A 25,812-nucleotide genomic window follows, 5' to 3' on the forward strand; every position below is an offset into this window, starting at 1 on the left:
TTACTCGAGATGTAAAGGATGTTGTTTTCTTTTCTTATAATCAAAATATGTTGCGCTAGCTATGGCAAATAATATAAACGCGATATAACTGAAGAATTGTGTATTATGGGAAATTTGAATGACTAGGCCGCCAATAATTGGACCTATTATACTGCCTATACTAAAGATTAGACCACACATTAGATTACCTGCTGGTAATAAATTTTTTGGTGTGATCTCTGTCATAAATGTAACACCCAATGAGTACATGGATCCGACAAAGATACCAGTAATAAAGAATAATATAACTAGAATTTGTCCTGATTGACTAAAGAGTTGACACATCATAAACATTAAAGCTCCAATAAATGAAACGATAGCGAGTAAAATATTACGGTTCATCTTGTCAGAAATCATTCCGAGAGGTACTTGGAAAAGTATTGCTCCTAAACTGAATGCCGGTAATATAATAATAATCAAGTCAACAGTAATACCTTGTTTCATTGCAAATACTGGAAAGTTGCTATTTAAACATGCTTCAAGTACACCGTACATCATAGGAAATAAAAATGCGACCCAGCTTGTTTTCATGACCTTGCCGAAATTTATCGTTGTTGATTTAAATGAGATGTTTGCTGTATTGTCAGCAGGAAATTCATTTTTGAGCATAAACACAAGACCACTTGCTAGGAGAGTAAACACTGCACTTAAGATAAATGGTAAACTTTCATGTACATCATGGAGCTTAGCAAGTATTGGTCCCACCATAAAGCCAAGAGAGAAACTGAGACCATAAATTGAAATAATACGACCTAGTTTGTGCTTTGGTGTAGATTCAGTTAACCATGATTGTGTAGAGAAATGTAGCATGTTATCACCTACACCGACAAGTAAACGCAGCACAAACCAAAACGTCATGTCCTTATATACTGGGAATAATGACATGGAAAGGACAATAAGAAGTGCACCTATAACAACTAAATTCTTATAGCCGACTTTTCTAAGCAAACCTTCTAAAAATAACGAGGCTAAAAAGACCCCGATATATAGAGATGAGGCGTGTAATCCATTTATAAAGCTGGGTACATCATCACGTTCAAATATAATTGCTATGAGTGGCAGTAACATGCCTTGTGTTAATCCAGAAATGGATACAATAATTGTAAGTATAATGAAGTTTTTCATAAACATGATATGCCTCCTTGATTTCGATTGTAACAGAATGCATTCGCAATGCCTAAATGTAAGTGGTGTGTTAATATGAATTTAATATATGAAAATATTCTAAAAATATTTTAAGGAGATGGGGCAATGTACAATTACGCTGATGACAGTTTAATGTTACATACAGATTTGTATCAAATTAATATGGGAGAAACGTATTGGAATGATGGTATTCACGAACAAATAGCCGTATTTGATGTGTACTTTAGAAGTATGCCATTCGATGGAGGTTATGCAGTGTTTGCTGGTCTTGAACGTGTAATAAATTACGTGAAAGCATTTAAATTTTCAGCAACAGATATGGAATATCTAAAAACTTTAGGTTACAAAGATGATTATTTAACCTATTTAAAAGATTTAAAGTTCACAGGGAATATCCGTTCAATGCAAGAAGGAGAAATTTGCTTCAATAATGAGCCCTTATTACGTATAGAAGCACCTCTGATTCAGGCACAACTGCTTGAAACAGCAATTTTAAATATAGTAAACTTCCAAGTCTTGATTGCGACTAAAGCAAGTAGGATTAAGCAAGTTGTACAAGATGAAATTGTTATGGAATTTGGTACGCGTCGCGCACAAGAAATGGATGCTGCAATTTGGGGAACGCGTGCTGCATATATCGCCGGTTTTGATTCTACAAGTAACGTGCGAGCGGGTAAATTATTTGGTATTCCTGTATCGGGTACTCACGCACACGCGATGGTTCAAGCGTATGACGATGAATATGTTGCATTTAAAAAATATGCAGAACGCCATAAAAACTGCGTATTCTTAGTCGATACATTCCACACTTTAAAATCAGGTGTACCCAATGCAATTCGCGTTGCAAAAGAATTAGGAGACAAAATTAATTTTGTAGGCATTCGTTTAGATTCTGGAGATTTAGCATATTTATCAAAAGAAGCACGTCGTATGCTAGATGAAGCTGGATTTACAGATGCAAAAATCTTTGCATCTAATGATTTGGATGAAGAAACGATTACTAACTTAAAATTACAAGGTGCCAAGATTACAGCTTGGGGTATTGGTACTAAACTAATTACTGCATTTGATCAACCTGCATTAGGTGCTGTATATAAACTTGTTGCGATTGAAAATAAAGCAGGTCAATTAGAAGACAGAATTAAGATTTCAAATAATGCTGAGAAAGTTACTACGCCAGGTAAGAAGAATGTATATCGTATTATTAATAATCAGACGAATAAATCTGAAGGAGACTTTATTACTTTAGACTTTGAAGAGCCATCTAAAGAAAAACCGTTAAAAATGTTCCATCCAATCCATACGTATAAACAAAAATGGATTAATGACTTTACAGCAAAAGATTTACATGCTGATATATTTGTCAATGGAAAATTGGTGTATGATATTCCAACTTTAGAACAGTCTCGTGAATACTTAAAAGAAAATTTAGCCTTACTATGGGAAGAGACAACTCGCTATTTAAACCCTGAGGAATATCCAGTTGATTTAAGTACGCTATGCTGGGAAAATAAGAATCAAGAAATTTATGAAGTTTCTACAAAAGTGAAAGAAGTGAAATAAATGTCATTACAACAAGAAATCATTAAAGCTTTATACGTGCAACCTGAAATTAATCCACAAGAAACAAAACAAGCAATTGTTGACTTTATTAAAGATTACGTTAAACAAAATCCTTTTATTAAATCACTTGTATTAGGGATATCTGGAGGTCAAGACTCGACATTAGGGGGAAAATTATCTCAGATTGCAGCAACTGAATTACGCTCAGAAGGTATTGATATTCAGTTTGTGGCAGTACGTTTGCCATATGGTGTGCAAAAGGATGAGCAAGATTGCCAAGATGCTTTAGATTATATTAATCCTGATAAGATTTATACTATTAATATTAAACCAGCTGTTGAAGCGAGTATTCAAACATTAGAAACTCAAGGTATAACACTTACAGATTTCCAAAAGGGAAACGAAAAGGCCCGTGAACGTATGAAAGCACAATACTCTATTGCTGCACATCATAATGGTATTGTCATAGGGACTGATCATGCTGCAGAGAGTATTACTGGTTTTTATACGAAGTTTGGTGATGGCGGGGCTGATATTTTCCCATTAGCTGGATTAAATAAACGTCAAGGTAAAGCTATTCTACAATTACTTGATTGTCCTAAACACCTATATAATAAAGTACCAACAGCTGATTTAGAAGAGTCTAAGCCTCAGTTACCTGATGAAGTCGCGTTAGGAGTTACTTATAATCAAATTGATGATTATTTAGAAGGTAAGCAAGTGGATGGAGAAGCAGGTAAAAAGATTGAACAACATTATTTAAGAACACAGCATAAACGTATGTTACCGATTACTCGATTTTCAGTCCAGGAAATTATTAAATAATAGTGATATAGTGTGTTTGTAGTTCAGGTAGGAGGATTGAAATGGATATATTAAGTAATCATTGGGTAGTTGTTGCGTTAATCTTTGTTATTAATATCTTTTATGTAACTTTTTTGACGATGCGTATGATATTAACATTAAAAGGATACCGCTATTTAGCAGCTGCAGTATCAGTAGTTGAAGTAGTTATTTATGTCGTTGGTCTAGGTCTTGTTATGAATAGTCTCGATAAAATTGAAAACATCATTGCGTATGCATTAGGCTTCGGAGTAGGTATTATCGTCGGGATGAAGATTGAAGAGATGATAGCACTAGGTTATATAGTTGTGAATGTAACAACAGCAGAATACGATAAAGAGATTCCTAGAACATTACGTGATTTAGGGTACGGTGTAACGCACTATGCAGCGCAAGGTCGTGATGGAGAACGATTAGTCATGCAGATATTAACACCACGTAAATATGAATTAAAACTGATGGATACAGTGAAGAATCTCGATCCAAAAGCATTTATTATTGCATATGAACCTAAGAATATTCATGGTGGATTCTGGGTTAAAGGTGTTAAAAGTACAAGGTTAAAGGCGTATGATGCAGATGAAGTTTGAAGTGAGAGATAATGAAAGTATTTCAGAGTGTTTACTACGTATGAAAGAAGCAGGTTATAGTCCAGTAAAAAGATTTCAAAAACCTATTTTTAAAGAGAATAAAAATGGAGAGATAGAAGTTTTCAAAGAACAAATCATCTTTACTGGTAAGAAGATTGAATAAGTAAAGTTTAATAAAGAGGTCCGAAACGGTTGTTTCGGGCTATTTTTAAAGAGCAAAACTGAACAAAGCATGATAATATAATTATATTAAGTTTATTGATAAAGCTATTCACGAACTTTTAATTAAAAAAAATAAAAATGTACGTATTATTATTTTTTTGTTATACTACAAATGACAAAAAAAACACGGAGGAATATACTCATGATTGAACGTTATTCAAGAGAAGAAATGACTAATATTTGGACGGAACAAAATAGATTTGAAGCATGGTTAGAAGTTGAAATCTTAGCAAGTGAAGCATGGGCTGAACTTGGCTACATCCCGAAAGAAGATGTTAAACTTATCCGTCAAAACGCTAAAGTAGATGTAGAGCGTGCGAAAGAAATCGAACTTGAAACACGTCATGATGTTGTGGCATTTACACGACAAGTTTCTGAAACGTTAGGAGAAGAAAAGAAGTGGGTCCATTATGGTTTAACAAGTACTGACGTAGTAGACACAGCACTAAGCTATGTCATTAAACAAGCAAATGATATCATTGAAGCTGACTTAGAACGATTTATTGAAGTATTGAAACAAAAAGCATTACAACATAAAACAACACTGATGATGGGACGTACGCATGGTGTACATGCCGAGCCAACAACTTTTGGTTTGAAAATGGCATTATGGTACATGGAAATGCAACGTAATTTAAAGCGTTTCAAGGCAGTACGTGAAGAAATAGAAGTAGGCAAAATGAGTGGAGCTGTTGGGACTTTTGCTAATATTCCACCTGAAATAGAAAGCTATGTATGTGAAAAATTAGGTTTAGGCTGTGCTGAAATTTCAACACAAACATTACAACGTGATCGTCATGCTTACTATATTGCAACGTTAGGATTAATCGCAACATCAATTGAAAAGTTTGCAGTAGAAGTACGTGGATTACAAAAAACTGAAACTCGTGAAGTTGAAGAAGCATTTGCAAAAGGACAAAAAGGATCTTCAGCAATGCCACACAAACGAAATCCAATCGGTTCTGAGAATGTAACAGGAATTGCTCGTGTGATTCGTGGATACATTACAACAGCATATGAGAACGTTCCATTATGGCATGAACGTGACATCTCACATTCATCTGCAGAACGTATTATGTTACCAGATGTAACAATCGCTTTAGATTACATGTTAAATCGCTTTACAAATATCATCGATAACTTAACTGTGTATGAAGATAATATGAAAGCGAATATGGAAAAAACATTCGGATTAATCTATTCACAACGTGTGATGTTAACTTTAATTGATAAAGGTATGGTACGTGAAGAAGCTTATGATACAGTTCAACCAAAAGCGATGGAATCGTGGGCTACTAAAACACCATTCCGTACACTAGTGGAACAAGATACGAAGATTACCAACTTATTATCTAAGGAAGAATTAGATAAGTGCTTTGATGAAAATCATCATTTAAACCAAATCGATACATTGTTCCGTCGAGCGGGATTAGAGTAAGTATCGTAAAAAAGAATCTCTACGGAGATTCTTTTTTTACATAACTTAACAAATAGACAATCACAAAAAGATTTACTTTTTTGAATTAAATGAATAATATTAAAGTATAATATATAGATGTATACTAGTGTTTATATATGATGAATTACTGTACTTTACCAATGTAATGCGTTAAACTATAGATATAAAAAATGATTAAGGGGTGTTTTTATTGCAAATCGAAAAATTAAAGGGGAAGCAGCTCGATGAATTGTTCGATGCAATTCTAACGCTAGAATCTCGTGAAGAATGTTATCAATTCTTTGATGACCTTTGTACAGTGAATGAAATCCAATCTTTATCTCAACGATTACTTGTTGCTAAAATGATTAAGCAAGGTTACACATATGCAGCTATTGAAAAAGAATCGGGAGCCTCTACTGCTACAATTTCAAGAGTGAAGCGTTCATTGCAATGGGGTAATGATGCATATACTATGGTTTTAGACAGAATGAATATAGAAACAAAATCTTAAATTTCCAAGTACTGGGTCATATTTGATTCAGTATTTTTTTTGTCATATAATAGGTTAGAAACGAGGTAACGAGATGAAAAAATCAATTATTTTATTATGTGTATTATTGCTTGCTGCATGTAACAATTCAAATACAGAAAAAGCCTCTAAAACGTCAGAAAATGCTCAGAAAACAGTGGATCAAACGGGAAAAAAATCCATAGATAAAAATGATTCAAATCAAGATAAATCTTCACAACACAAAAAAGTTGTTAAAGAGGGGATTACCTATATAGATAATATATTAATCGTAAATAAAGAAATCGCGTTGCCTAAAGATTATGCCCCTGGTGATGACCCAAAAGCATTAGATGCAATCAACAAACTGATGCAAGAAGGAAATGCAAGTGGTTTAAACATTGTATTACGTAGTGGTTTTAGAAGTTATGATGTTCAAATCGAGCTGTATAATGGGTATGTAGCACGTGATGGACAAAAGAAAGCTGATACGTATAGTGCGCGTCCTGGACATTCAGAACATCAGTCTGGTCTTGCTTTTGATTTAGGAAACGTTGCTGCAACAGATGACTTTAAATCATCATTTGAGAACACGCTTGAAGGTAAGTGGCTAAAAGCTCATGCTCATGAATATGGATTTATCATTCGTTATCCAAAAGGAAAAACAGATATTACTGGGTACCAATATGAACCATGGCATTTACGATACCTTGGAAAAGAAAACGCAAAAAAAGTAATGGAAAGTGGATTAACGTTAGAAGAATTTGTTGGACTAAAGTAGTAAGATTTTAAGGAGAATTAAATGAAAAAATTATTATTGGTATCTGTGTTATTACTGACAAGCTGTAGCCAAAAAGAAATGAAAGTCACAGATGATACATCGGTAGAAGAGAAGACAACAGAAAAGTCGATTGAAAAAGTTTCTGAAAAGGTGGTAAAACCTAAAAAGAAAGCACCTCTATACAGTAGAAAAGAGATTAAGGGTGTTACGTATATTAATGGTTTAATCATTGTAAATAAAAAAATAAGTTTACCATCGACATATAATCCTGGAGAGAATAAAACAGTACGAAAGATATTAAATCATATGATTCAAGATGCTAAAAATGAGCATATGCATCTTGTTATTCGAAGTGGCTATAGAAGTTACGCAGCACAGGAAAAACTATATGAGAAATTTGTTGCTATAGATGGCCAGCAGATTGCTGAATCATATAGTGCACGTCCTGGACAATCTGAACATCAAACAGGTCTTGCTTATGACATAGGTTCAGTTGAATCAACTGCCAACACGAGTATCCAGTTCGGTCAGACTCAAGAAGGTAAATGGCTTGAAAAGAACGCTCATAAATATGGATTTATTATTCGATATGGAAAAAATCAATCGCATATTACTGGGTATCAATATGAACCATGGCATATTCGCTATGTGGGTAAAAAACATGCGCTGAACTTATTTAAATCTGGAAAAACACTTGAAGAATATTTAGGGGTATATAAAAAGCCTACAATTAAAAAGCGGGTCATAAAACATCCAGTAGTAACGGAAGAATCTTTAACGACAGAAACTCCCGTAATATCAGAACACCCCGTTACAACAGAAGAAAAAGGTATTATTCCAGAAGTTTCAACGGAAGAACCAACCTCTATATCCCCAATAACGACAGAGCAACCATTTGTTAACACTGAAGAAATACACAATACAATACTTGAGACAACAGAGTAATCAATTTCAGTATTTAAGCATATTTATTTTGCACCTCTTTGTAGGTGTTTTTTTGTGCAAACATACGTTTGTTTTACATTAATATTAGTACAAAAAATGATATAATATTCATTATTATTATAAAAGGAGACACCTTATGTACGAAATTCAAGATTGGCAACATATATTCAAATTAGACCCGGCAAAAGAAATAAGTGATTCAGATTTAGAACGTATTTGTGAATCAGGTACAGATGCGATTATTATAGGGGGTACAGATAATGTCACATTGGAGAATGTGTTAGATATAATGAGTCGTGTACGTCGTTATCCGGTACCTTGTGTATTAGAAATTTCTAATCTTGAAAGTGCTATTCCTGGATTCGATCATTATTTGATCCCTTCAGTGTTAAACAGTGATAATGTTCATTTTCACAACGGGATGTTACACGAAGCTATAAAACAGATGGGTCATATGATGGATTATGATTTATTTTCAATGGAAGGATACATTGTTCTCAATCCAGACAGCAAAGTCGCGCAACTTACAGATAGTAAGACAGACTTAGACAAGGAAGATATTGTAGCATATGCAGAAATGATTGAACATTTATATCGCTTAAAAGCGATGTACATAGAATATAGTGGTACATATGGTGAGGTCCATATGGTGAAAGCAGCTAAAGATAAATTGATAAATACACGGTTAATTTATGGTGGTGGCATAGATTCACTTCAAAAGGCACAAGAGATGTTCAATGTGGCAGACACAATTGTTGTTGGCAACGTTATTTATACGGATATAGAAAGCGCATTACAAACAGTAAAAGTTAGGGGTTAATATTGTGAATGATTTATTAAAGAATATGAACGAAGAACAAAGTAACGCTGTAAAAACTACAGAAGGACCTTTACTGATTATGGCCGGTGCTGGTTCGGGTAAGACGCGTGTGTTAACACACCGTATTGCATACCTAATTGATGAGAAAGATGTATCACCGTATAAAATATTAGCAATTACTTTTACGAATAAAGCTGCAAAAGAGATGAAAGAGCGAGTAAAAAATATCATCGGTGAGTCATCAGATGTCATTTGGATTTCTACTTTCCACTCAATGTGTGTTCGAATTCTACGACGTGATATTGATCGCATTGGTATTGAACGTAACTTTACAATTCTAGATCCGACAGATCAGCGTTCAGTCGTTAAAGATATATTAAAGAAAGAAAATATTGATCCAAAAAAATATGATCCAAGAATGTTTGTTGGTGAAATCTCTAATTTAAAGAATGATTTGAAAACGCCAGATGATGCTGAAGTCGATGCGAATGATTATATGAGTGTGATGATTGCTAAAGTATATAAGCAATATCAAGAAAAATTATTAAAAAATCACGCGTTAGACTTTGATGATTTAATTATGATGACATTAAAGTTGTTTGAACGCGTACCTGATGTATTAGATTACTACCAAAATAAATTTCAATACATCCATGTGGATGAGTATCAAGATACGAATAAAGCGCAGTACATGCTTGTAAAAATGCTTGCAGATAAGTTTAAGAACTTATGTGTCGTAGGGGATTCTGATCAATCAATTTATGGATGGCGTGGTGCGGATATATATAACATTTTAAGCTTTGAAAAAGACTATCAAAATGCGAAGACAATCTTTTTAGAAAGAAATTATCGATCTACGAAAAATATATTGTTTGCAGCGAATGAAGTCATTAAGAACAACACAGAGCGTAAGCCTAAAGCCTTATGGACAGACAATGATCACGGTTCTAAAATTAATTATTATAAAGCGCAATCAGAACGTTCAGAAGCTGAATATATCGTGTCAGAAATTTTAAAGAAAAAGCGTGACGGATATGAATTGAAAGATATGGCAATTCTTTATCGTACAAATGCGCAATCACGTGTACTGGAAGAAACATTAATGAAATCGAATGTAAGCTACACGATGGTGGGGGGTACGAAATTCTACGACAGAAAAGAAATTAAAGATATCTTAAGTTATTTGCGATTGATTGCTAATAGCAATGAAGATATTAGTTTCACACGTATCATTAATACGCCTAAGCGTGGGATTGGTCCATCAGCTTTAGAGAAAATAATTGCGTATGCGGAAAATAACGGCTTGAGTTATTTCGACACACTAGCTGAAGTTGATTTTATTGGCTTACCAAAGAAGACAACAGAGAAGCTTGTTGCGTTCTATAATATGTTAGATAATATCATGAAACAACAAGAGTTCTTAAGTATCACAGAATTAACGGAAGAAGTATTGGATAAGACAGGTTATATGCGTATGCTTGAAGCAGAGAACACATTAGAGTCACAATCGCGTATCGAAAACATTCAAGAATTTATGAGTGTGCCCAAAGACTATGAGAAAGAAACACCGGATGAAGAACAATCACTTATTAACTTCTTAACGGATTTACAATTGGTTGCAGATGTCGACAATGCTGATTTAGAAGCGGGTATTACATTAATGACGATGCACTCGGCAAAAGGTTTAGAGTTTAAAGTTGTGTTTATTGCTGGACTTGAAGAAACAATCTTTCCTCATTCTAGAAGTCTAAATAGTGATTCTGAAATGGAAGAGGAACGCCGTATAATGTATGTAGCAATTACACGTGCCGAAGAACACCTGTATTTAACACATGCAGATACTCGTAGTTTATATGGGCGTACTCAAGCAAATAGAAAGTCGCGTTTCATTTCAGAAATTCCTGATGATATATTAGACACACCAGTGCGTCCAAGCTATCCAAAAGGTGTGAGACGAGGACCAGCGAATCGTATTTCTAATACGAGCCCATCTACATCTAGTGATTATAAAATAGGTGACAAAGTAATGCATAAATCATGGGGGGAAGGTTTAGTCAGCAATGTAAGTGAAAAGAATGGTTCAACTGAACTAGATATTATATTTAAATCAGTAGGTATGAAGCGACTACTTAGTCAATTTGCACCGATTGAGAAAAAGGAGTAACTCATGGATAAAAGAGTACAAGAACTGCATCAGCTTTTACACCAATATAACTATGAGTATCATGTATTAGATAACCCATCAGTACCGGATGCAGAATACGATAAACTGCTACATGAACTGATTGCAATTGAAGAAAAGCATCCAGAACTAAAAACGCAAGAATCTCCAACCGTACGTGTTGGTGCAGAACCGTTATCGAAGTTTGTAAAAGTCAATCACGATACACCTATGCTGAGTTTAGGAAATGCTTTCAGTGAAGAAGATTTAATAGCCTTCGACACACGTGTTAAGAATGAAGTCGGTGATGTTGAATATATGGTCGAACTTAAAATAGACGGATTAGCAGTTTCATTAAAGTATGTTGATGGAAAGTTTGTACAAGGATTAACACGTGGAGATGGTACAACGGGTGAGAATATCACTGAAAATTTAAGAACAATATATGCAATTCCGTTAACGATTAATGAACCACTTACATTTGAAGTTCGTGGTGAGGCCTACATGCCTAAAAAGTCATTCCTAGCCCTAAATAAGCAACGTGAAGCAATTGGTGAGCAACTTGCAGCTAATCCTAGAAATGCAGCAGCAGGATCATTGCGTCAGTTAGATTCAAAGTTAGCTGCAAAACGTAAACTAGATATCTTTTTGTATAGTGTAAATGATTTACGTGAAATTAACGCTACAAGTCAAAGTGACGCATTAGACCGTTTAGATGACATTGGCTTTAAGACAAACCCGGAACGTCGTTTATGTAAAGATATGGAGGAAGTGTTTGAATATATTCAATCGTGGACAGAAAAACGTAACGACTTGGATTATGATATTGATGGGATTGTCATTAAAGTGAATGATTTAGCGAAGCAAGATGAATTGGGCTTTACAGCGAAATCACCAAAATGGGCAATTGCTTATAAATTTCCAGCAGAAGAAGTTGTGACTACTTTAAATGATATTGAATTATCAATAGGTAGAACAGGTGTTGTCACGCCAACTGCAATTTTAGAACCTGTTAGTGTCGCGGGTACAACTGTTGGACGTGCTTCTCTTCATAATGAAGATTTAATTCACGAAAAAGATATCCGTATTGGAGATGCAGTCGTCATTCGAAAAGCAGGTGAAATTATTCCTGAAGTTGTTCGTGTTGTATTAGAACGTCGACCAGAAGGTACAGAAGTATATCATATGCCTGAAGTTTGTCCATCTTGTGGTCATGAACTCGTGCGTATAGAAGATGAAGTAGCACTCCGTTGCATCAATCCGAAATGTGATGCAAAGCTTGTAGAAGGCGTTATTCATTTCGTCTCAAGGACAGCGATGAATATTGATGGTCTAGGTGAACGAATCGTTCAAAGTTTATATCAAGAAGAGATTATCAATGATGTAGCAGATATTTATAATTTAGAACGAGAACAACTTTTGCCTCTTGATCGAATGGGTGAAAAGAAAGTAGATAAATTACTAGTTGCGATTGAAGCATCGAAATCAAATTCATTAGAACGATTACTCTTTGGTCTGGGAATTCGTCATTTAGGTGCGAAGGCAAGTCAAATATTAGCTCAAGAATATCATACAATGGAACGCTTAAAATCTGTTACAATAGAAGAGTTAACTGAGATTGATGATATAGGGCACAAAATGGCGCAGTCATTAGTAACTTATATGCAAAATGAAGATATTATTAAATTAATCGATAAGCTTGCAGCAAGTGGTGTGAATATGCGTTATAATGGACAAAAAAAAGAAAATATTGAGATTCATCCTGTATTCGGTAATAAGACGATTGTATTAACAGGAAAGTTAAGTGTTATGTCACGAGGAGATGCTACAAAAGCACTATCTAATTTAGGTGCGAAAGTAACGAGTTCTGTGACAAAGAAGACAGACTTAGTGATTGCAGGAGAAGATGCAGGAAGCAAGTTAGCAAAAGCGGAATCTTTAGGTATAGAAGTATGGAATGAGACCATGATGATAGATGCACTGAAGTAATAATAGTTAGGAGAAAAAGATGAAACGATTAGGCTATTTAGTATTATCGACGATCATTTTAGCGAGTTGTTCAAATGCTGATACAACATCCAATCAACAAACAAAAGAAAAAGAAGAAAAGCAAATTGCCACAGATATTCAAATATCAAACGATTATTTTAGAACGTTATTACCATTCAAAGAAAGTCAGGCACGTGGTTTAACGAGTACAAATATGTCGAGCAGTTATAACGGAGAAGCATTTGAAACAGGCCTTTTACGTATCAGTAAGAATGTATTCTCACCGGATGAATATTTATATAGAGACGGACAATTATTAACGAAGAATGCAGTAGAAAGTTATCTAGAACCACAGTACACAAAAGCTGAAATTGATAAGATGGATAAAGATGAACGGATTGAAAAAAATGCATATGCAAACTTCGGTTTAAATCCGTCGCATAAAGGTGAAACAAATCCTACAAAAATCGCAAAAGAGTCACCTGCCTATTTGTCACATATTATCGAACAGGATTATTTTACAGAATCTGATGCAAAACGCGAGAAAATTTCTGGTATGACGATAGGTCTTGCAATGAACAGTGTTTATTATTACCAAAAAGAAGATTTCGGTGAAGTATATAGTGAAGAATTAGATAAAGAAGAAGTTGAGAAAAAAGGTAAGATTATGGCTGAAGAAATATTGTCTAGGTTACGCGTGAAAGAAGAGCTGAAAGGTATACCAATAACAATTGCTATCTTTATTCAATCGTCAGCTGAAAGTATTACCCCAGGGAACTTTGTTTCGTATGCTGTGAGTGAAGAGAATAGTAAAAAAATTGGAAAATGGAAGCCGATTAAAGAAAAGTACGTGTTATTACCTTCAACTGAAGCAGATAAATTAAATGAAAAATTAAATAATGACTATAGACAATTTAATGATCAATTACAAACATACTTTCCGAACTTTACACAATCAATAGGAACGGGTTACTTTGTAAATGATTCTATTAAAGAATTAAATATTAATGTACCACTTGATTATTTTGGTAAAGCTGAAGTTGTTGGGGTTACGCAATATATTGCTGACCTAGCGATGAAGAATTTTAGACAAGTTGATAACGTAGAAATCTCAATCGTTGATAACGATAAACCTTTAGCGTTAATAGTGAAAAATAAAGGTGATAATGAACCGACAATACACGTATATAGACAATAAAATAAATAAACCCGCAAGCAATAACACTACAACATTGCTTGTGGGTTTATTTTATTATTAACTTCTAACAATACGTTTCATTTCATCAAATTCATCAATAATACGTTGTTCTGGTTTCGGTGTAACCATAGACACTAATACAGTTGATACGAAACTGATTATGAATCCAGGAATGATTTCGTAGTATTCGAATATTCCGCCATGTGATTTCATCAAAATCCAGAATATAACGGTAATTGATCCTAATACCATACCAGTAATCGCACCGTGTTTTGTTAAACCTTTCCAGTATAATGATAGTAAAACGAGTGGTCCAAATGCTGCACCAAATCCTGCCCAAGCATTTCCGACTAAGTTAAGGATTGTATCATTTGGGCTCCAGGCAATAGCACCTGCAATGATAGCTACTAATAAAACTGAAAGTCTTCCGATCATTACAAACTCTTTCTCACGAGATTTATCTTGTAAGTTTGATTTCGTGAATAACATATAGAAATCTTGTGTTAATGCCGAACTTGTTACGAGTAATTGTGAAGAAATTGTACTCATGATAGCCGCTAGAATTGCTGCTAAGAAGAAACCTGCAATTAATGGGTGGAAGAGTACTTGACTCATGACAACGAAAATTGTTTCTGGGTTATCTAATTTTGTGCCTGATTGATTAACAAATGCAATCCCAACTAGACCAGTTACAACAGCACCAATTAATGATATTGTCATCCAAGAGATACCAATACGACGTGCAGCTGGTAACATTCTATGAGATTTAATTGACATAAAGCGAACGATAATATGTGGTTGTCCGAAGTATCCTAATCCCCAAGCAAGTAAAGAAATAATACCAACAGTCGTTGTTCCTTTAAAGATATCTAAGTTAGTCGGTTTCAATTCTGCAACTGTATCAAATACTTCTAATCCATTTAATTTTGTAATCGCTACGATAGGTACAAGTACTAACGCAATTAACATGATGACTCCTTGGAAAAAGTCGGTAAGTGAAACTGCTAAATATCCACCAAATAAAGTATAAAGAATTACAATACCTGCAGTTAAGATTAATCCAACATGATAGTTTAATCCAAATGCACTTTCAAATAATACGCCACCAGATACCATTCCGGCATGTGTATAAAGCGTAAAGAACACAACAATAACTAAACCTGAAATAATTTTTAGAATGCGTGTATGATCGCTCACACGCTTTTCAAAGTAGTCAGGAATTGTAATTGCGTTATCTACAAGTTCTGTATAAACACGTAAACGTGGTGCAACTAAAATGTAGTTTAGCCATGCTCCAAAAGTTAATCCAATTGCAATCCAAGCTGCGGAAATACCCGTCGAATAAACAGATCCTGGTAATCCCATTAACATCCATCCACTCATATCAGCAGCACCTGCTGATAATGCTGTTATTAACGGGCCTAAATTACGTCCACCAAGCATGTACTCATCTAACGTACTTGTTGATTGTTTGTAAGCATAATAACCGATCCCTAAAAGAATTAAAAAATATACAGCAATCATCACATACGTCATCCAAGTTGCTTCAATCTTGACGTTTTGAAACGTATTTCCTAATAAAAACATTAATTTTCCCCCTTTTATCATTTAATACTTTAAATCAGAATATTTGTACAACTAAATTATAAGCTTTATTAAAGCGTTTTCATAGATATATTTTAATAATTTTAGATTTTTCCCCGAAAATTTGATAAAATCTAAGGATGATACAAAGTTCAGGAGGAATATATTCATGTCAAAAGTTACAACCGAGCAAGTGAAGCACGTTGCACATTTAGCACGTCTTGAAATCACTGAAGAAGAAGCATCAAAGTTTAGCTCACAATTAGAAGCAATTCTAAACTTTGCAGATCAATTAGAAGAGGTAGATACAGAGAATGTTGAGCCAACATTCCACGTATTAGATCTTCAAAATGTATTGCGTGAAGACGTTGCAAATAAGAGCTTAACGCAAGAAGAAATTTTAAAGAATGCACGTAGCACTGAAGCGGGTCAATTTAAAGTGCCATCGATTTTAGACGGAGGAGAATAACAAATGTCATTAAGATATGAATCTATAGAAAATTTAACAAAATTGATTCAAGAGAAGAAAGTTAAACCTTCTGAATTAATTGAAGAAACATTTAATAATATAAAACAACATGATGCAACGATTAATTCTTTTTTAGCTTTAGATGAAGCAGTTGCAATGGATAAAGCGAAAGCGATGGATAATCAAGAACCTACCGGGAAACTTTTTGGTATTCCTATGGGAATTAAAGACAACATTGTTACAAAAGAATTAGAAACGACTTGTGCATCGAAAATCTTAACAGGATTTAATCCGGTATATGATGCGACAGTAATGAATAAATTAAATGCAGAGAATGGAATTATCGTCGGTAAATTAAATATGGATGAATTCGCTATGGGTGGTTCTACAGAGAATTCATTCTACAAAAAAACAGTAAATCCATTTGACCACAGCGCAGTTCCTGGCGGCTCATCTGGTGGTAGTGCAGCTGCGGTTGCAGCGAGTTTAGTACCATTTTCTTTAGGTAGTGATACAGGTGGATCTATTCGTCAACCAGCTTCATACTGTGGGGTTGTAGGTATGAAACCAACTTACGGTCGAGTATCTCGTTTTGGTTTAGTTGCCTTTGCGTCTTCACTTGACCAAATCGGGCCGATTACAAGAAACGTTAAAGATAACGCTAAAGTGTTAGAAATCATCTCAGGTCACGATAATATGGATTCAACAAGTGCACCTGTTGAAGATGTTGATTTTTCTTCTACAATTGAAGAAGATATTAAAGGGTTACGTGTAGCTGTGCCTAAGGAATATTTAGGTGAAGGTGTATCAGCTGAAGTACGTACGTCAGTTCAAAATGCAATTAAAGAACTTGAGAAAATGGGCGCTGAAATTTCAGAGGTTTCATTACCAAATTCTAAATATGGAGTTGCAACATATTATATTCTTTCTTCAAGTGAAGCTTCAGCAAACTTAGCACGATTTGATGGTATCCGTTACGGTTATCAAGCAGAAGGTGCAAAGAATCTAGAAGAATTATATAAGAAAACACGTCAAGAAGGATTTGGCGATGAAGTTAAACGTCGTATTATGTTAGGTACATATGCATTGAGTTCAGGGTACTACGATGCCTATTACAAAAAAGCTCAAAAAGTACGTACATTAATCAAACAAGATTTTGAACGTATCTTTGCTGATTATGATGTGATTGTTGGACCAACTGCTCCTACTGTCGCATTTGATTTAGGCGCTCAAATTGATGATCCATTAACTATGTACGCAAATGATATTTTAACAATTCCAATTAACTTAGCAGGTCTGCCATCAATTTCAGTACCATGTGGTGAAGCAAATGGACGTCCAATTGGCTTGCAATTAATCGGTAAACCATTTGACGAAAAATTATTATACAACGTTGCATATAACTACGAACAAGTATTTAATATGTCAGAACGCTATCAATCATTATAAGGAGAATTTACTATGCATTTTGAAACAGTAATCGGACTTGAGGTCCACGTAGAACTTAAAACAGAATCAAAAATGTTTTCGGCTTCTCCTGCGCATTTCGGAGCAGAACCAAATACAAACGTTAACGTGATTGATTTAGGATATCCAGGTGTTTTACCTGTTGTAAATAAAACGGCAGTTGACTGGGCAATGCGTGCTGCAATGGCATTAAATATGGATATTAGAACATCAACTAAATTCGACCGTAAAAACTATTTTTATCCAGATAATCCGAAAGCTTATCAAATTTCACAATTTGATGAGCCTATTGGTGAGAATGGATATATCGATATCGAAGTCAATGGCGAAACAAAGCGTATCGGTATTACGCGTCTGCATATGGAAGAGGATGCAGGTAAATTAAGCCATAAAGATGGTTATTCATTAGTCGATTTGAATCGTCAAGGGACACCATTAGTTGAAATTGTATCTGAGCCAGATATTCGTACACCTGAAGAGGCGTATGCTTACTTAGAAAAGTTAAAAGCAATCATCCAATATACTGGTGTATCTGATGTACGTATGGAAGAAGGATCGTTACGTTGTGATGCCAATATTTCATTACGTCCAATAGGACAAGAGAAATTTGGTACGAAAGCTGAACTTAAGAACTTAAACTCTTTCTCTTACGTAAAAAAGGGTTTAGAGCATGAAGTTAAACGTCAAGAAGAAGTATTACTTAATGGGGGAGAAATCCTTCAAGAAACACGTCGTTTTGACGAATCTACAGGTAAGACAATTCTGATGCGTGTTAAAGAAGGTTCAGATGATTATAGATACTTCCCAGAACCAGATTTAGTACCATTATTTATAGATGAAGCTTGGAAAGAGCGTGTACGTGCGTCAATTCCTGAATTACCTGACAAACGAAAAGCGAAATATGTTGCTGAATTCGGCTTACCAGCATACGACGCACACGTATTAACATTAACAAAAGAAATGTCAGATTTCTTCGAGAAGATGATATCTTTAGATGCAGATGCTAAACTTTCTTCTAACTGGTTAATGGGTGGAGTAAACGAATATTTAAATAAAAATCAAAAAGAATTACATGAAACAAAATTAACACCTGAAAACTTGGCTGAAATGGTGAAATTATTGGCTGACGGAACAATTTCATCGAAAATCGCGAAAAAAGTCTTTGCAGATACTGTAGAATCTGGAAAAGCACCAAAAGTAATTATGGAAGAGCAAGGATTAGTGCAAATTTCTGATCCAGAACAATTAAAAGCGTTCGTTACAGAAGCTTTAGATAATAATCCACAATCTATCGAAGATTTTAAAAATGGTAAAGGGAAAGCGACTGGCTTCTTAGTAGGACAAATAATGAAGATTTCTAAAGGTCAAGCAAATCCACAAATGGTTAATAAAATTCTTAAAGAAGAATTAGAAAAAAGATAAACAAATATATAAAATAAAACTCTAAAATTAAGGCGTTTGTGCCCTATTTTTAGAGTTTTTATTATAAAATTAAGGATAAAATAGATGATGATATTAACGGAATTTAATTGACATTTATTATCATATTGATACTATTATTTTAATGAACTAGAGATGAGGAGAGAATACGATGATTGATATTCATAACCATATATTATTTGGTATTGATGATGGGGCACAAACAAAAGAAGATACCATTGATATGGCAAGAGCAGCGGAAGCTGAAGGAATCACAGACATCATAGCGACACCACACCATAAGATTGGGGTTTATGAGAATTTTGGACCAAAAGTTAAAGCTTTAACTGAGGAAGTAAATGAAATCATTAAAGCTGAAGGCATTTCTATAAAAGTCCATGCGAGTCAAGAAGTGAGAATATACGGAGATGTAGTTGAAGACTTAAAGAATGGACAAGCATTGGCCTTAAGCGAAGGTAGTCCGTATGTTTTAATAGAATTCCCTTCACATGAAGTACCAATCTTTACGGAGCAGTTGTTTACGAAGATGGCTTTAGATGGGTATATTCCGATTATTGCGCATCCTGAACGTAATTCTGAGCTTCAAAAGAATCCTAATAAATTAGCTGAGTTAATTGAGCTCGGTGCATTAGCACAGGTGACTGCAGGCGTAGTTTGTGGCCAGTTAGGTGAATTTAGTAAAAAATGTGCTGAAATGATGATGGATCATCGCATGATTCATATCGTTGCCAGTGATGCACACAATATAACTTCTAGAAATTATTATATGAATGAAGCTTATGATGTGATTGCAGCGAAATATGGTGAAGAAGCGGTTAATCGTTATAAAGAAAATGCAAGAAAAGTATTAAACGGAGAATCAATTCGTTACGTTAGTCCGATTGAAGTAGAAAAAGAAGATAAAGTTGAAAAGTCAACAAAGAAAAAGAAGAAGTTCTTTGGCTTGTTTTAGAGAGGCATTCGAACGAGCATTAAGATGTATGCAAACTGGAAAAAAACATAAGAAAGCTTGAAAATCCACATTATTAATCCTCTTCTAATTTTGAGCGTAAACTGCGAAAAGAGAAGTTGTTACAAACAAAAACCGATAGAACTATAAATCAAGGAGTGATTTATTAGTTCTTTCGGTTTTATTTGTGTCAGAACACTTCTGTACTGATCTCTTAAGTTTTTATTCTTCAGTTTTCTCATTAAATAAGTAATCTGAAATTGATGTTACCCATCTAGCAACTCCACGTTCAGTTAGTAATCCATCTTCAACACTATAATAATCTTCAATAGCTTTATTATTTGGCCATTTACTTGATTGATTTACGTAGAAGAACTCGTTGTTTTGTGAACCAAAGTATTCTTCTTCGGCCTGTTGGTATTTCGCGAAATCTGAATCATTATATTCAGGTCGCGTTCCAACGATAACTACAGGTGTATCATCATTACTTGCAGTTGTGTAAATACTTTCAATTGTTGCAATATGATCATTTGATGAAACATCTTCAGAAAAGTCATTTAATGTTAATGAATCTAAGATAATTAAATCTGGTTTCGTTTTGTTGATTTTATCCATACTAACTGATGAAGACGAGCTCGAAACTTCTACTTCATTAATTTTAATATGGTCATCTGTCGAATACTCTAATTCATCTTTAACTGTTGTATTTTCATCTGATGTTTGGTAAGGAGTGCTGACAAGAGTAATATTCATTACTTTCTTATCTTTTACTGCCTCATTATAAATTGACTGAAATGTTTTGTTTTTAAATAGGTTTGCGTTTGGTTTTTTGCTTGTGTCTTTTTTTACTTCTTTTTTAGTTGTTTTGTCTTGGTCTGCGTAATAATCTTTACCACTTTGAGTTGAGATTGATTTTTCTTGCGCTTCAGAATCCGTTACACGAGTTTCCCAAAATGTATAACCAACGGCAATTAGAATAAGCGCTGCAATAATATAAAGCCAAAATAATAAATTCTTCATTGCGAATATATCCTCCATCTTTCTTCAATATTAATATAGTAACAAAAAAACATGAAAATTTATACATACAAGTGTTGAATGATAAAATTTTCTTTGATATTATACCCACTCTTAATCGCATTATGACATAAATTATAAATAATTTTAAGTTTAAAGCTGTTCTAATAGGATATAATAAGTAAACATAATTGGCAACATACAATAAAATATACATATTCATTACAAAATTTACATAAGATTAATAAATAATTGGTATATTAATAAAATAAAATATTAAAAAAGAATGCAAAATATTAAATTGCGTGCTTTACAAAATGGAAAATGATTAAAATGAGATAGTAATTATACAATAATTATGGTAAAATATCTCTATATATAAGTGTCGAAGGTGTCATTTCCCGAATCGGAGGATATTTATGATTGATTATACGCCGTGGAACGAAAAAGATTATCATCAGATTTTCATTCATGAGGCAAAAGAACTGATTGAAATCTTTAGAAACGAAATTGTTGAGCTTCATCATTACGGAAGTACTTCAGTGAAAGATTTACCTGGTAATAAGACAATAGATATATTACCAATCGTAAAAACTTTATCACATGTAAGTCTTTATACAGACAAGATGGAAGCCATCGGATATAAAGAAGTTGATGCAAACAATTTCACTCATGACAATTGTAGGCTTTTCGTTGCAAAGAAAAATCAGCTGACTTTTTATGTGATGATGATAGAACGTACAAATTTTGATGCGATTACAAGACGATTAGCATTCAGAGATTATTTACGTGAACACAAATTTGAGCGTCTAGCTTATGCAAAGTTTAAAATGAAACGAGCAGTACAGTATAGAAATGATTTCAACACTTATAAAATGGCTAAAAATGATTACATTTCTAAATTAGAAGAAAAAGCACTACGTTGGTATAATACAAAGTAAGGTTAATGCATTGAACATGCTTAGCCTTTTTTTTTATGTCAAAATTGCATAATATACAGTTTACTGTAAAATAAAAAGTAATCATGTTAATAGAAAAAAGGTAGGGATAATGATGGCATCCGTAAATATAGCAAAAAATCTAAACGATATAACATTACAACTTCAAATGGCGAACCGCCATGGCCTAATTGCAGGTGCTACAGGGACAGGGAAGACGGTTACGTTAAAAGTACTTGCTGAACAATTTTCTAAGTCTGGCATACCTGTTTTTTTAGCTGATATAAAAGGTGATTTAGCAAGTATTGCTGAGCCAATGACTGTGAATGATAAGATTCAACAACGTTTAACAGACCTAAATATTACGGATTACAATCCGAGAAGTTACCCTGTACGTCTTTGGGACATCTTTGGTATAGATGGTGCACCTGTGAGAGCAACGATTTCTGAAATGGGCCCTATGTTATTAGCACGCTTGCTTGAATTGAATGAAACGCAATCTGGGATATTAGATATTGCATTTAAGATTAGTGACGACAATGGATTATTATTACTAGATTTGAAAGATCTTCAGGCACTTTTAAAAGATATGGCGGATAATGCATCTACTTATAGTAGTCAATACGGTAATATTACGAAACAATCTGTTGGTGCAATTCAACGTAAATTACTTTCTTTTGAAACACAAGGTGCGGAAACGTTCTTTGGTGAACCAGCACTGAGCTTAAGCGATTTCATGGAAGTGAGCCCTGAAGGTGAAGGTATTATTAATGTATTAATGGCAAATAATCTATTTACTAAGCCAGTATTATATTCAACATTTTTATTATGGTTACTAACAGAATTGTTTGAAGAACTTCCTGAGGTGGGTGACATGGATAAGCCTAAACTGGTATTCTTCTTTGATGAAGCGCATCTGTTATTTAAAGATGCACCTTCATCATTTGTAACTCAAGTTGAACAAGTGGTCCGTTTAGTACGTTCTAAAGGGGTAGGCGTTTATTTTATCACCCAGAACCCTATTGATTTACCTGATGAAGTTTTAGGACAACTTGGAAACCGTGTCCAACATGCACTCCGTTCATTTACACCAAGAGATCAAAAGGCAGTGAAAAGTGCTTCTGAAACATTCAGACAGAACCCTGAACTAGATGTTGCAACTGTTATTGGTGAGCTAAAAACGGGAGAAGCATTAATCTCTTGTTTAAATGAAGACGGTCAACCAAATATCGTACAGCGTGCTTTTGTTCGCCCACCAGAAAGTAAGATTGGTGTGATTGATGCATCAGTGAAACAAACTATTTTAAATCAAAATCCTTATCAAGCGAAATATGGAAAAGCAATTGATCGTGAAAGTGCGTATGAATTATTACAACAAAAATTTACACAAGTAACAGCTGAGAAAGCAAAAGCTGATCAAGAAAAACTTGAAGCAAAAACTGTAAAAGCTGAAAAAAGAAAGCCAAAGTCGGAGTTACAAAAAGTAGCGACGAGCGTACTAACTAGTGTCGGCCGTCAAATCGGCCGTGAAATTGTTAGAAACATTTTTGGTGGAAGAAGAAGATAATGAAAAACGTCATAATTTATATTATTTTAGTAGCAATTAATATGGCATTGATGATGGTATTAATGTCACCAACAGTACAAAGCAATGAATATTATACTAAAGGTGTACAGGTATGCATCGTGGTTGTAACCTTCATCTTAATTAGGATCTATTTTAAAGATCGCGGATTATTAAAAGATAAGAATTAGGTGGTGTGCTTTTTGAGGAAAAGAGCGAGAATTATTTATAACCCAACATCAGGCAGGGAGCTATTTAAGAAATCTTTAGCTGATGTACTAATAAAATTAGAGGATGCAGGCTATGAAACAAGTGCATACGCTACTAAGGCGGAAGGTGACGCTATTCAAGCAGCACGACAAGCCGTAGAAGAGCGCTTTGATTTAGTTATTGCATCTGGTGGAGATGGCACGATTAACGAAGTTATTAACGGTATTGCTGAACAAGAATATCGTCCGAATATTGGGGTGATTCCAATGGGTACAGTCAATGACTTTGGTCGTGCGTTACTCATTCCGAAAGATATTTTGCAAGCGGTTGATGTTATCGTCGAAGGGAATACAGTACCAGTTGACGTCGGTAAGATGAATAACCGTTATTTTATTAATATTGCCGGAGGTGGAAAAATAACTGAAGTCAGTTACGAAGCACCGAGCAAACTTAAAACAGTATTAGGTCCATTAGCATACTATATTAAAGGCCTTGAAATGTTACCTGAGATTAAAGCAACGGATATTCGTATTGAGTATGATGGAGAAGTTTTCAGTGGAGAAGTGATGTTATTCTTAATTGGATTAACGAATTCTGTTGGTGGTTTCGAAAAGTTAGTACCAGACGCATCAATTAATGACGGGAACTTTACGTTACTCTTTTTAGAAAAAGTGAACTTTGCTGAATTCGGCCATATTTTCTCACTCGCTTCACGTGGTGACCATATTAAGCACCCGAAAGTTCATTTTGTAAAAGCTAAAGATATTAAAGTATCTAGTTTCGAAAAAGTACAATTAAATGTGGATGGAGAATTTGGTGGTATATTACCAGCACACTTTATTAATTTAGAACGTCATATTAATGTTTATAGTCAGTTAGATATTATTCATCCTGATAAGAAGCATGAAATAAAAACGCAGTATGAGAATGAATTAGAAGAATAAAGCATGCGTACAATTTATCGCAAAAAAACTCGGACGAAACGATTATACGATTCGTCCGAGTTTTTTTGAATGAATTTGTTGATACGTAAAGTGTGCTGAAGTATGCGTTTAATAGACTAAATTTCATCCGTAAATTCTTCTAATAATGTATCATATTCAAAATTACGGTGTGAGGGATATAGACTCAGACCTCCGTCAGCTACAATCGTTTGGCCAGTAATATACTTACTTTCTTTACTTGCTAGAAATGCTGCGACACTTGCGATTTCTTCAGGTTCAGCAACATATCCCATCGGTACGAATAAATCCGCATCTCTTTTATCTTCAGGTGTCTTAAAGTTCTCCGCATTAATAGGTGTGTTAATACTCCCTGGTGCGATATTATTTATTCTGATTTGTACACGTGCGTATTCTAAGGCTAAGCTTTGTGTCATTAACTTCACGCCACCTTTGCTAGCACTGTAATGTGCATAGTGAGGCCATGGAATAATTTCATGTACACTTGAAATATTTATAATGGTTCCTTTGAATTTTCGTTCCATGAAGTGGTTAAGAGCGAGTTGACAACCAATAAATGTTCCGCGTAAATTTACATCAATAACCTTATCAAATTCTTCTATCGACATTGTATGACTTGGAATATCAGATTGCACCCCAGCATTATTCACCATAATATGAAATGCGCCGAATTGATTTATTGTTTCTTTAATTAAATGCTCCATTTCATTTTTATTTGTTGTATCAGCTTGAATAGCAATAGCATCTACACCAATAGCTTTAACAACCTTAACTAATTCATTAGCTTCGTCTTCTCGAGAACGATAATTAATGACAACATTAATGCCTTCTTTAGCAAATCGAATCGCGGTAGCTTTACCAATACCAGAAGCACCACCAGTAATAATTGCGACCTTCCCTGTTAAATCGTTATACATTTCCTCACTCCTTTTTTGTTTCCATACCCGTAATTTAAGAGATTAATCG

At 34.4% G+C, this 25,812-nt stretch carries 24 protein-coding genes; 20 read left to right on the forward strand and 4 right to left on the reverse strand.

The window, feature by feature from the left end:
* Positions 1-1,170: an MFS transporter gene (locus tag ACMGE9_RS08780; protein WP_414042422.1), complete on the reverse strand. Its 1,170-nt coding sequence runs from the start codon at positions 1,168-1,170 to the stop codon at positions 1-3.
* Between the two features lie 120 nt (positions 1,171-1,290).
* Here ACMGE9_RS08780 and ACMGE9_RS08785 point away from each other — a divergent pair, with 120 nt between their 5' ends.
* The 12 genes from ACMGE9_RS08785 to ACMGE9_RS08840 all read left to right on the forward strand — a co-directional run bounded on the left by ACMGE9_RS08785 (position 1,291) and on the right by ACMGE9_RS08840 (position 14,246).
* Positions 1,291-2,748 (forward strand): nicotinate phosphoribosyltransferase, encoded by a 1,458-nt coding sequence (locus ACMGE9_RS08785; protein ID WP_414042423.1) that lies wholly within the window; start codon positions 1,291-1,293, stop codon positions 2,746-2,748.
* A complete protein-coding gene (nadE, locus tag ACMGE9_RS08790) occupies positions 2,749-3,573 on the forward strand; it encodes an ammonia-dependent NAD(+) synthetase (protein ID WP_414042424.1) in 825 nt (274 codons plus the stop codon).
* Between the two features lie 41 nt (positions 3,574-3,614).
* A complete protein-coding gene (locus ACMGE9_RS08795) occupies positions 3,615-4,181 on the forward strand; it encodes a DUF2179 domain-containing protein (RefSeq protein ID WP_414042425.1) in 567 nt (188 codons plus the stop codon).
* Positions 4,171-4,344 carry an NETI motif-containing protein gene (locus ACMGE9_RS08800; protein ID WP_414042426.1) on the forward strand — a complete coding sequence of 58 codons (174 nt, stop codon included), beginning with the start codon at positions 4,171-4,173 and terminating at the stop codon, positions 4,342-4,344. The genes ACMGE9_RS08795 and ACMGE9_RS08800 overlap by 11 nt, the downstream gene beginning before the upstream one ends.
* 201 nt (positions 4,345-4,545) lie before the next feature.
* Entirely contained in the window at positions 4,546-5,841 is a 1,296-nt protein-coding gene (purB, locus tag ACMGE9_RS08805; RefSeq protein ID WP_414042427.1) for an adenylosuccinate lyase, read from the forward strand.
* A 211-nt stretch (positions 5,842-6,052) separates the two neighbouring features.
* A complete protein-coding gene (locus tag ACMGE9_RS08810) occupies positions 6,053-6,355 on the forward strand; it encodes a YerC/YecD family TrpR-related protein (RefSeq protein WP_414042428.1) in 303 nt (100 codons plus the stop codon).
* A gap of 73 nt (positions 6,356-6,428) precedes the next feature.
* Positions 6,429-7,133: a D-alanyl-D-alanine carboxypeptidase family protein gene (locus ACMGE9_RS08815; protein WP_414042429.1), complete on the forward strand. Its 705-nt coding sequence runs from the start codon at positions 6,429-6,431 to the stop codon at positions 7,131-7,133.
* A gap of 21 nt (positions 7,134-7,154) precedes the next feature.
* Positions 7,155-8,078 (forward strand): D-alanyl-D-alanine carboxypeptidase family protein, encoded by a 924-nt coding sequence (locus tag ACMGE9_RS08820; protein ID WP_414042430.1) that lies wholly within the window; start codon positions 7,155-7,157, stop codon positions 8,076-8,078.
* Between the two features lie 136 nt (positions 8,079-8,214).
* Complete coding sequence (locus tag ACMGE9_RS08825) at positions 8,215-8,898, forward strand: heptaprenylglyceryl phosphate synthase (protein ID WP_414042431.1); 684 nt, start codon at positions 8,215-8,217, stop codon at positions 8,896-8,898.
* A 4-nt stretch (positions 8,899-8,902) separates the two neighbouring features.
* Entirely contained in the window at positions 8,903-11,062 is a 2,160-nt protein-coding gene (gene pcrA / locus ACMGE9_RS08830; RefSeq protein ID WP_414042432.1) for a DNA helicase PcrA, read from the forward strand.
* Between the two features lie 3 nt (positions 11,063-11,065).
* Positions 11,066-13,048: an NAD-dependent DNA ligase LigA gene (ligA, locus tag ACMGE9_RS08835; protein WP_414042433.1), complete on the forward strand. Its 1,983-nt coding sequence runs from the start codon at positions 11,066-11,068 to the stop codon at positions 13,046-13,048.
* 19 nt (positions 13,049-13,067) lie between these two features.
* Positions 13,068-14,246, forward strand: coding sequence for a CamS family sex pheromone protein (locus tag ACMGE9_RS08840; RefSeq protein WP_414042434.1), 1,179 nt, complete (start codon positions 13,068-13,070; stop codon positions 14,244-14,246).
* 57 nt (positions 14,247-14,303) lie between these two features.
* Here the strand turns inward: ACMGE9_RS08840 and putP are convergent, their stop codons facing one another.
* Positions 14,304-15,833, reverse strand: coding sequence for a sodium/proline symporter PutP (putP, locus tag ACMGE9_RS08845; protein ID WP_414042435.1), 1,530 nt, complete (start codon positions 15,831-15,833; stop codon positions 14,304-14,306).
* Between the two features lie 166 nt (positions 15,834-15,999).
* Here putP and gatC point away from each other — a divergent pair, with 166 nt between their 5' ends.
* The 4 genes from gatC (at position 16,000) to ACMGE9_RS08865 (ending at position 20,158) form a co-directional block, all read left to right on the forward strand.
* The gene (gene gatC / locus ACMGE9_RS08850; protein ID WP_414042436.1) at positions 16,000-16,299 is read left to right on the forward strand and encodes an Asp-tRNA(Asn)/Glu-tRNA(Gln) amidotransferase subunit GatC; all 300 of its coding nucleotides are present in this window, start codon (positions 16,000-16,002) and stop codon (positions 16,297-16,299) included.
* A 3-nt stretch (positions 16,300-16,302) separates the two neighbouring features.
* Positions 16,303-17,748, forward strand: a complete 1,446-nt coding sequence (gene gatA / locus ACMGE9_RS08855; RefSeq protein ID WP_414042437.1) for an Asp-tRNA(Asn)/Glu-tRNA(Gln) amidotransferase subunit GatA — start codon at positions 16,303-16,305, stop codon at positions 17,746-17,748.
* A 12-nt stretch (positions 17,749-17,760) separates the two neighbouring features.
* Complete coding sequence (gatB, locus tag ACMGE9_RS08860; RefSeq protein ID WP_414042438.1) at positions 17,761-19,188, forward strand: Asp-tRNA(Asn)/Glu-tRNA(Gln) amidotransferase subunit GatB; 1,428 nt, start codon at positions 17,761-17,763, stop codon at positions 19,186-19,188.
* Positions 19,189-19,357: 169 nt separating this feature from the next.
* On the forward strand, positions 19,358-20,158 hold the full coding sequence (locus ACMGE9_RS08865; protein WP_414042439.1) for a tyrosine-protein phosphatase: 801 nt from the start codon (positions 19,358-19,360) through the stop codon (positions 20,156-20,158).
* A gap of 219 nt (positions 20,159-20,377) precedes the next feature.
* Here ACMGE9_RS08865 and ACMGE9_RS08870 read toward each other — a convergent pair whose 3' ends face one another.
* Entirely contained in the window at positions 20,378-21,175 is a 798-nt protein-coding gene (locus ACMGE9_RS08870; RefSeq protein WP_414042440.1) for a hypothetical protein, read from the reverse strand.
* A 416-nt stretch (positions 21,176-21,591) separates the two neighbouring features.
* On the opposite strand from ACMGE9_RS08870, the gene ACMGE9_RS08875 reads away from it, so the two are divergent.
* The 4 genes from ACMGE9_RS08875 to ACMGE9_RS08890 all read left to right on the forward strand — a co-directional run bounded on the left by ACMGE9_RS08875 (position 21,592) and on the right by ACMGE9_RS08890 (position 24,828).
* Complete coding sequence (locus ACMGE9_RS08875; protein WP_414042441.1) at positions 21,592-22,113, forward strand: GrpB family protein; 522 nt, start codon at positions 21,592-21,594, stop codon at positions 22,111-22,113.
* Positions 22,114-22,225: 112 nt separating this feature from the next.
* Positions 22,226-23,677 carry a helicase HerA-like domain-containing protein gene (locus tag ACMGE9_RS08880; protein ID WP_414042442.1) on the forward strand — a complete coding sequence of 484 codons (1,452 nt, stop codon included), beginning with the start codon at positions 22,226-22,228 and terminating at the stop codon, positions 23,675-23,677.
* Positions 23,677-23,865 (forward strand): hypothetical protein, encoded by a 189-nt coding sequence (locus ACMGE9_RS08885; RefSeq protein WP_414042443.1) that lies wholly within the window; start codon positions 23,677-23,679, stop codon positions 23,863-23,865. Before ACMGE9_RS08880 ends, ACMGE9_RS08885 begins: the two co-directional genes overlap by 1 nt.
* Positions 23,866-23,877: 12 nt before the next feature.
* A complete protein-coding gene (locus ACMGE9_RS08890; protein ID WP_414042444.1) occupies positions 23,878-24,828 on the forward strand; it encodes a diacylglycerol kinase in 951 nt (316 codons plus the stop codon).
* 116 nt (positions 24,829-24,944) lie between these two features.
* On the opposite strand, the gene ACMGE9_RS08895 is transcribed toward ACMGE9_RS08890, so the two are convergent.
* Complete coding sequence (locus tag ACMGE9_RS08895) at positions 24,945-25,763, reverse strand: glucose 1-dehydrogenase (RefSeq protein WP_414042445.1); 819 nt, start codon at positions 25,761-25,763, stop codon at positions 24,945-24,947.
* Between the last annotated feature and the right edge of the window lie 49 nt (positions 25,764-25,812).

It is taken from the genome of Macrococcus animalis (genome assembly GCF_047425875.1).
Classification (GTDB): Bacteria; Bacillota; Bacilli; order Staphylococcales; family Staphylococcaceae; genus Macrococcoides; species Macrococcoides animalis.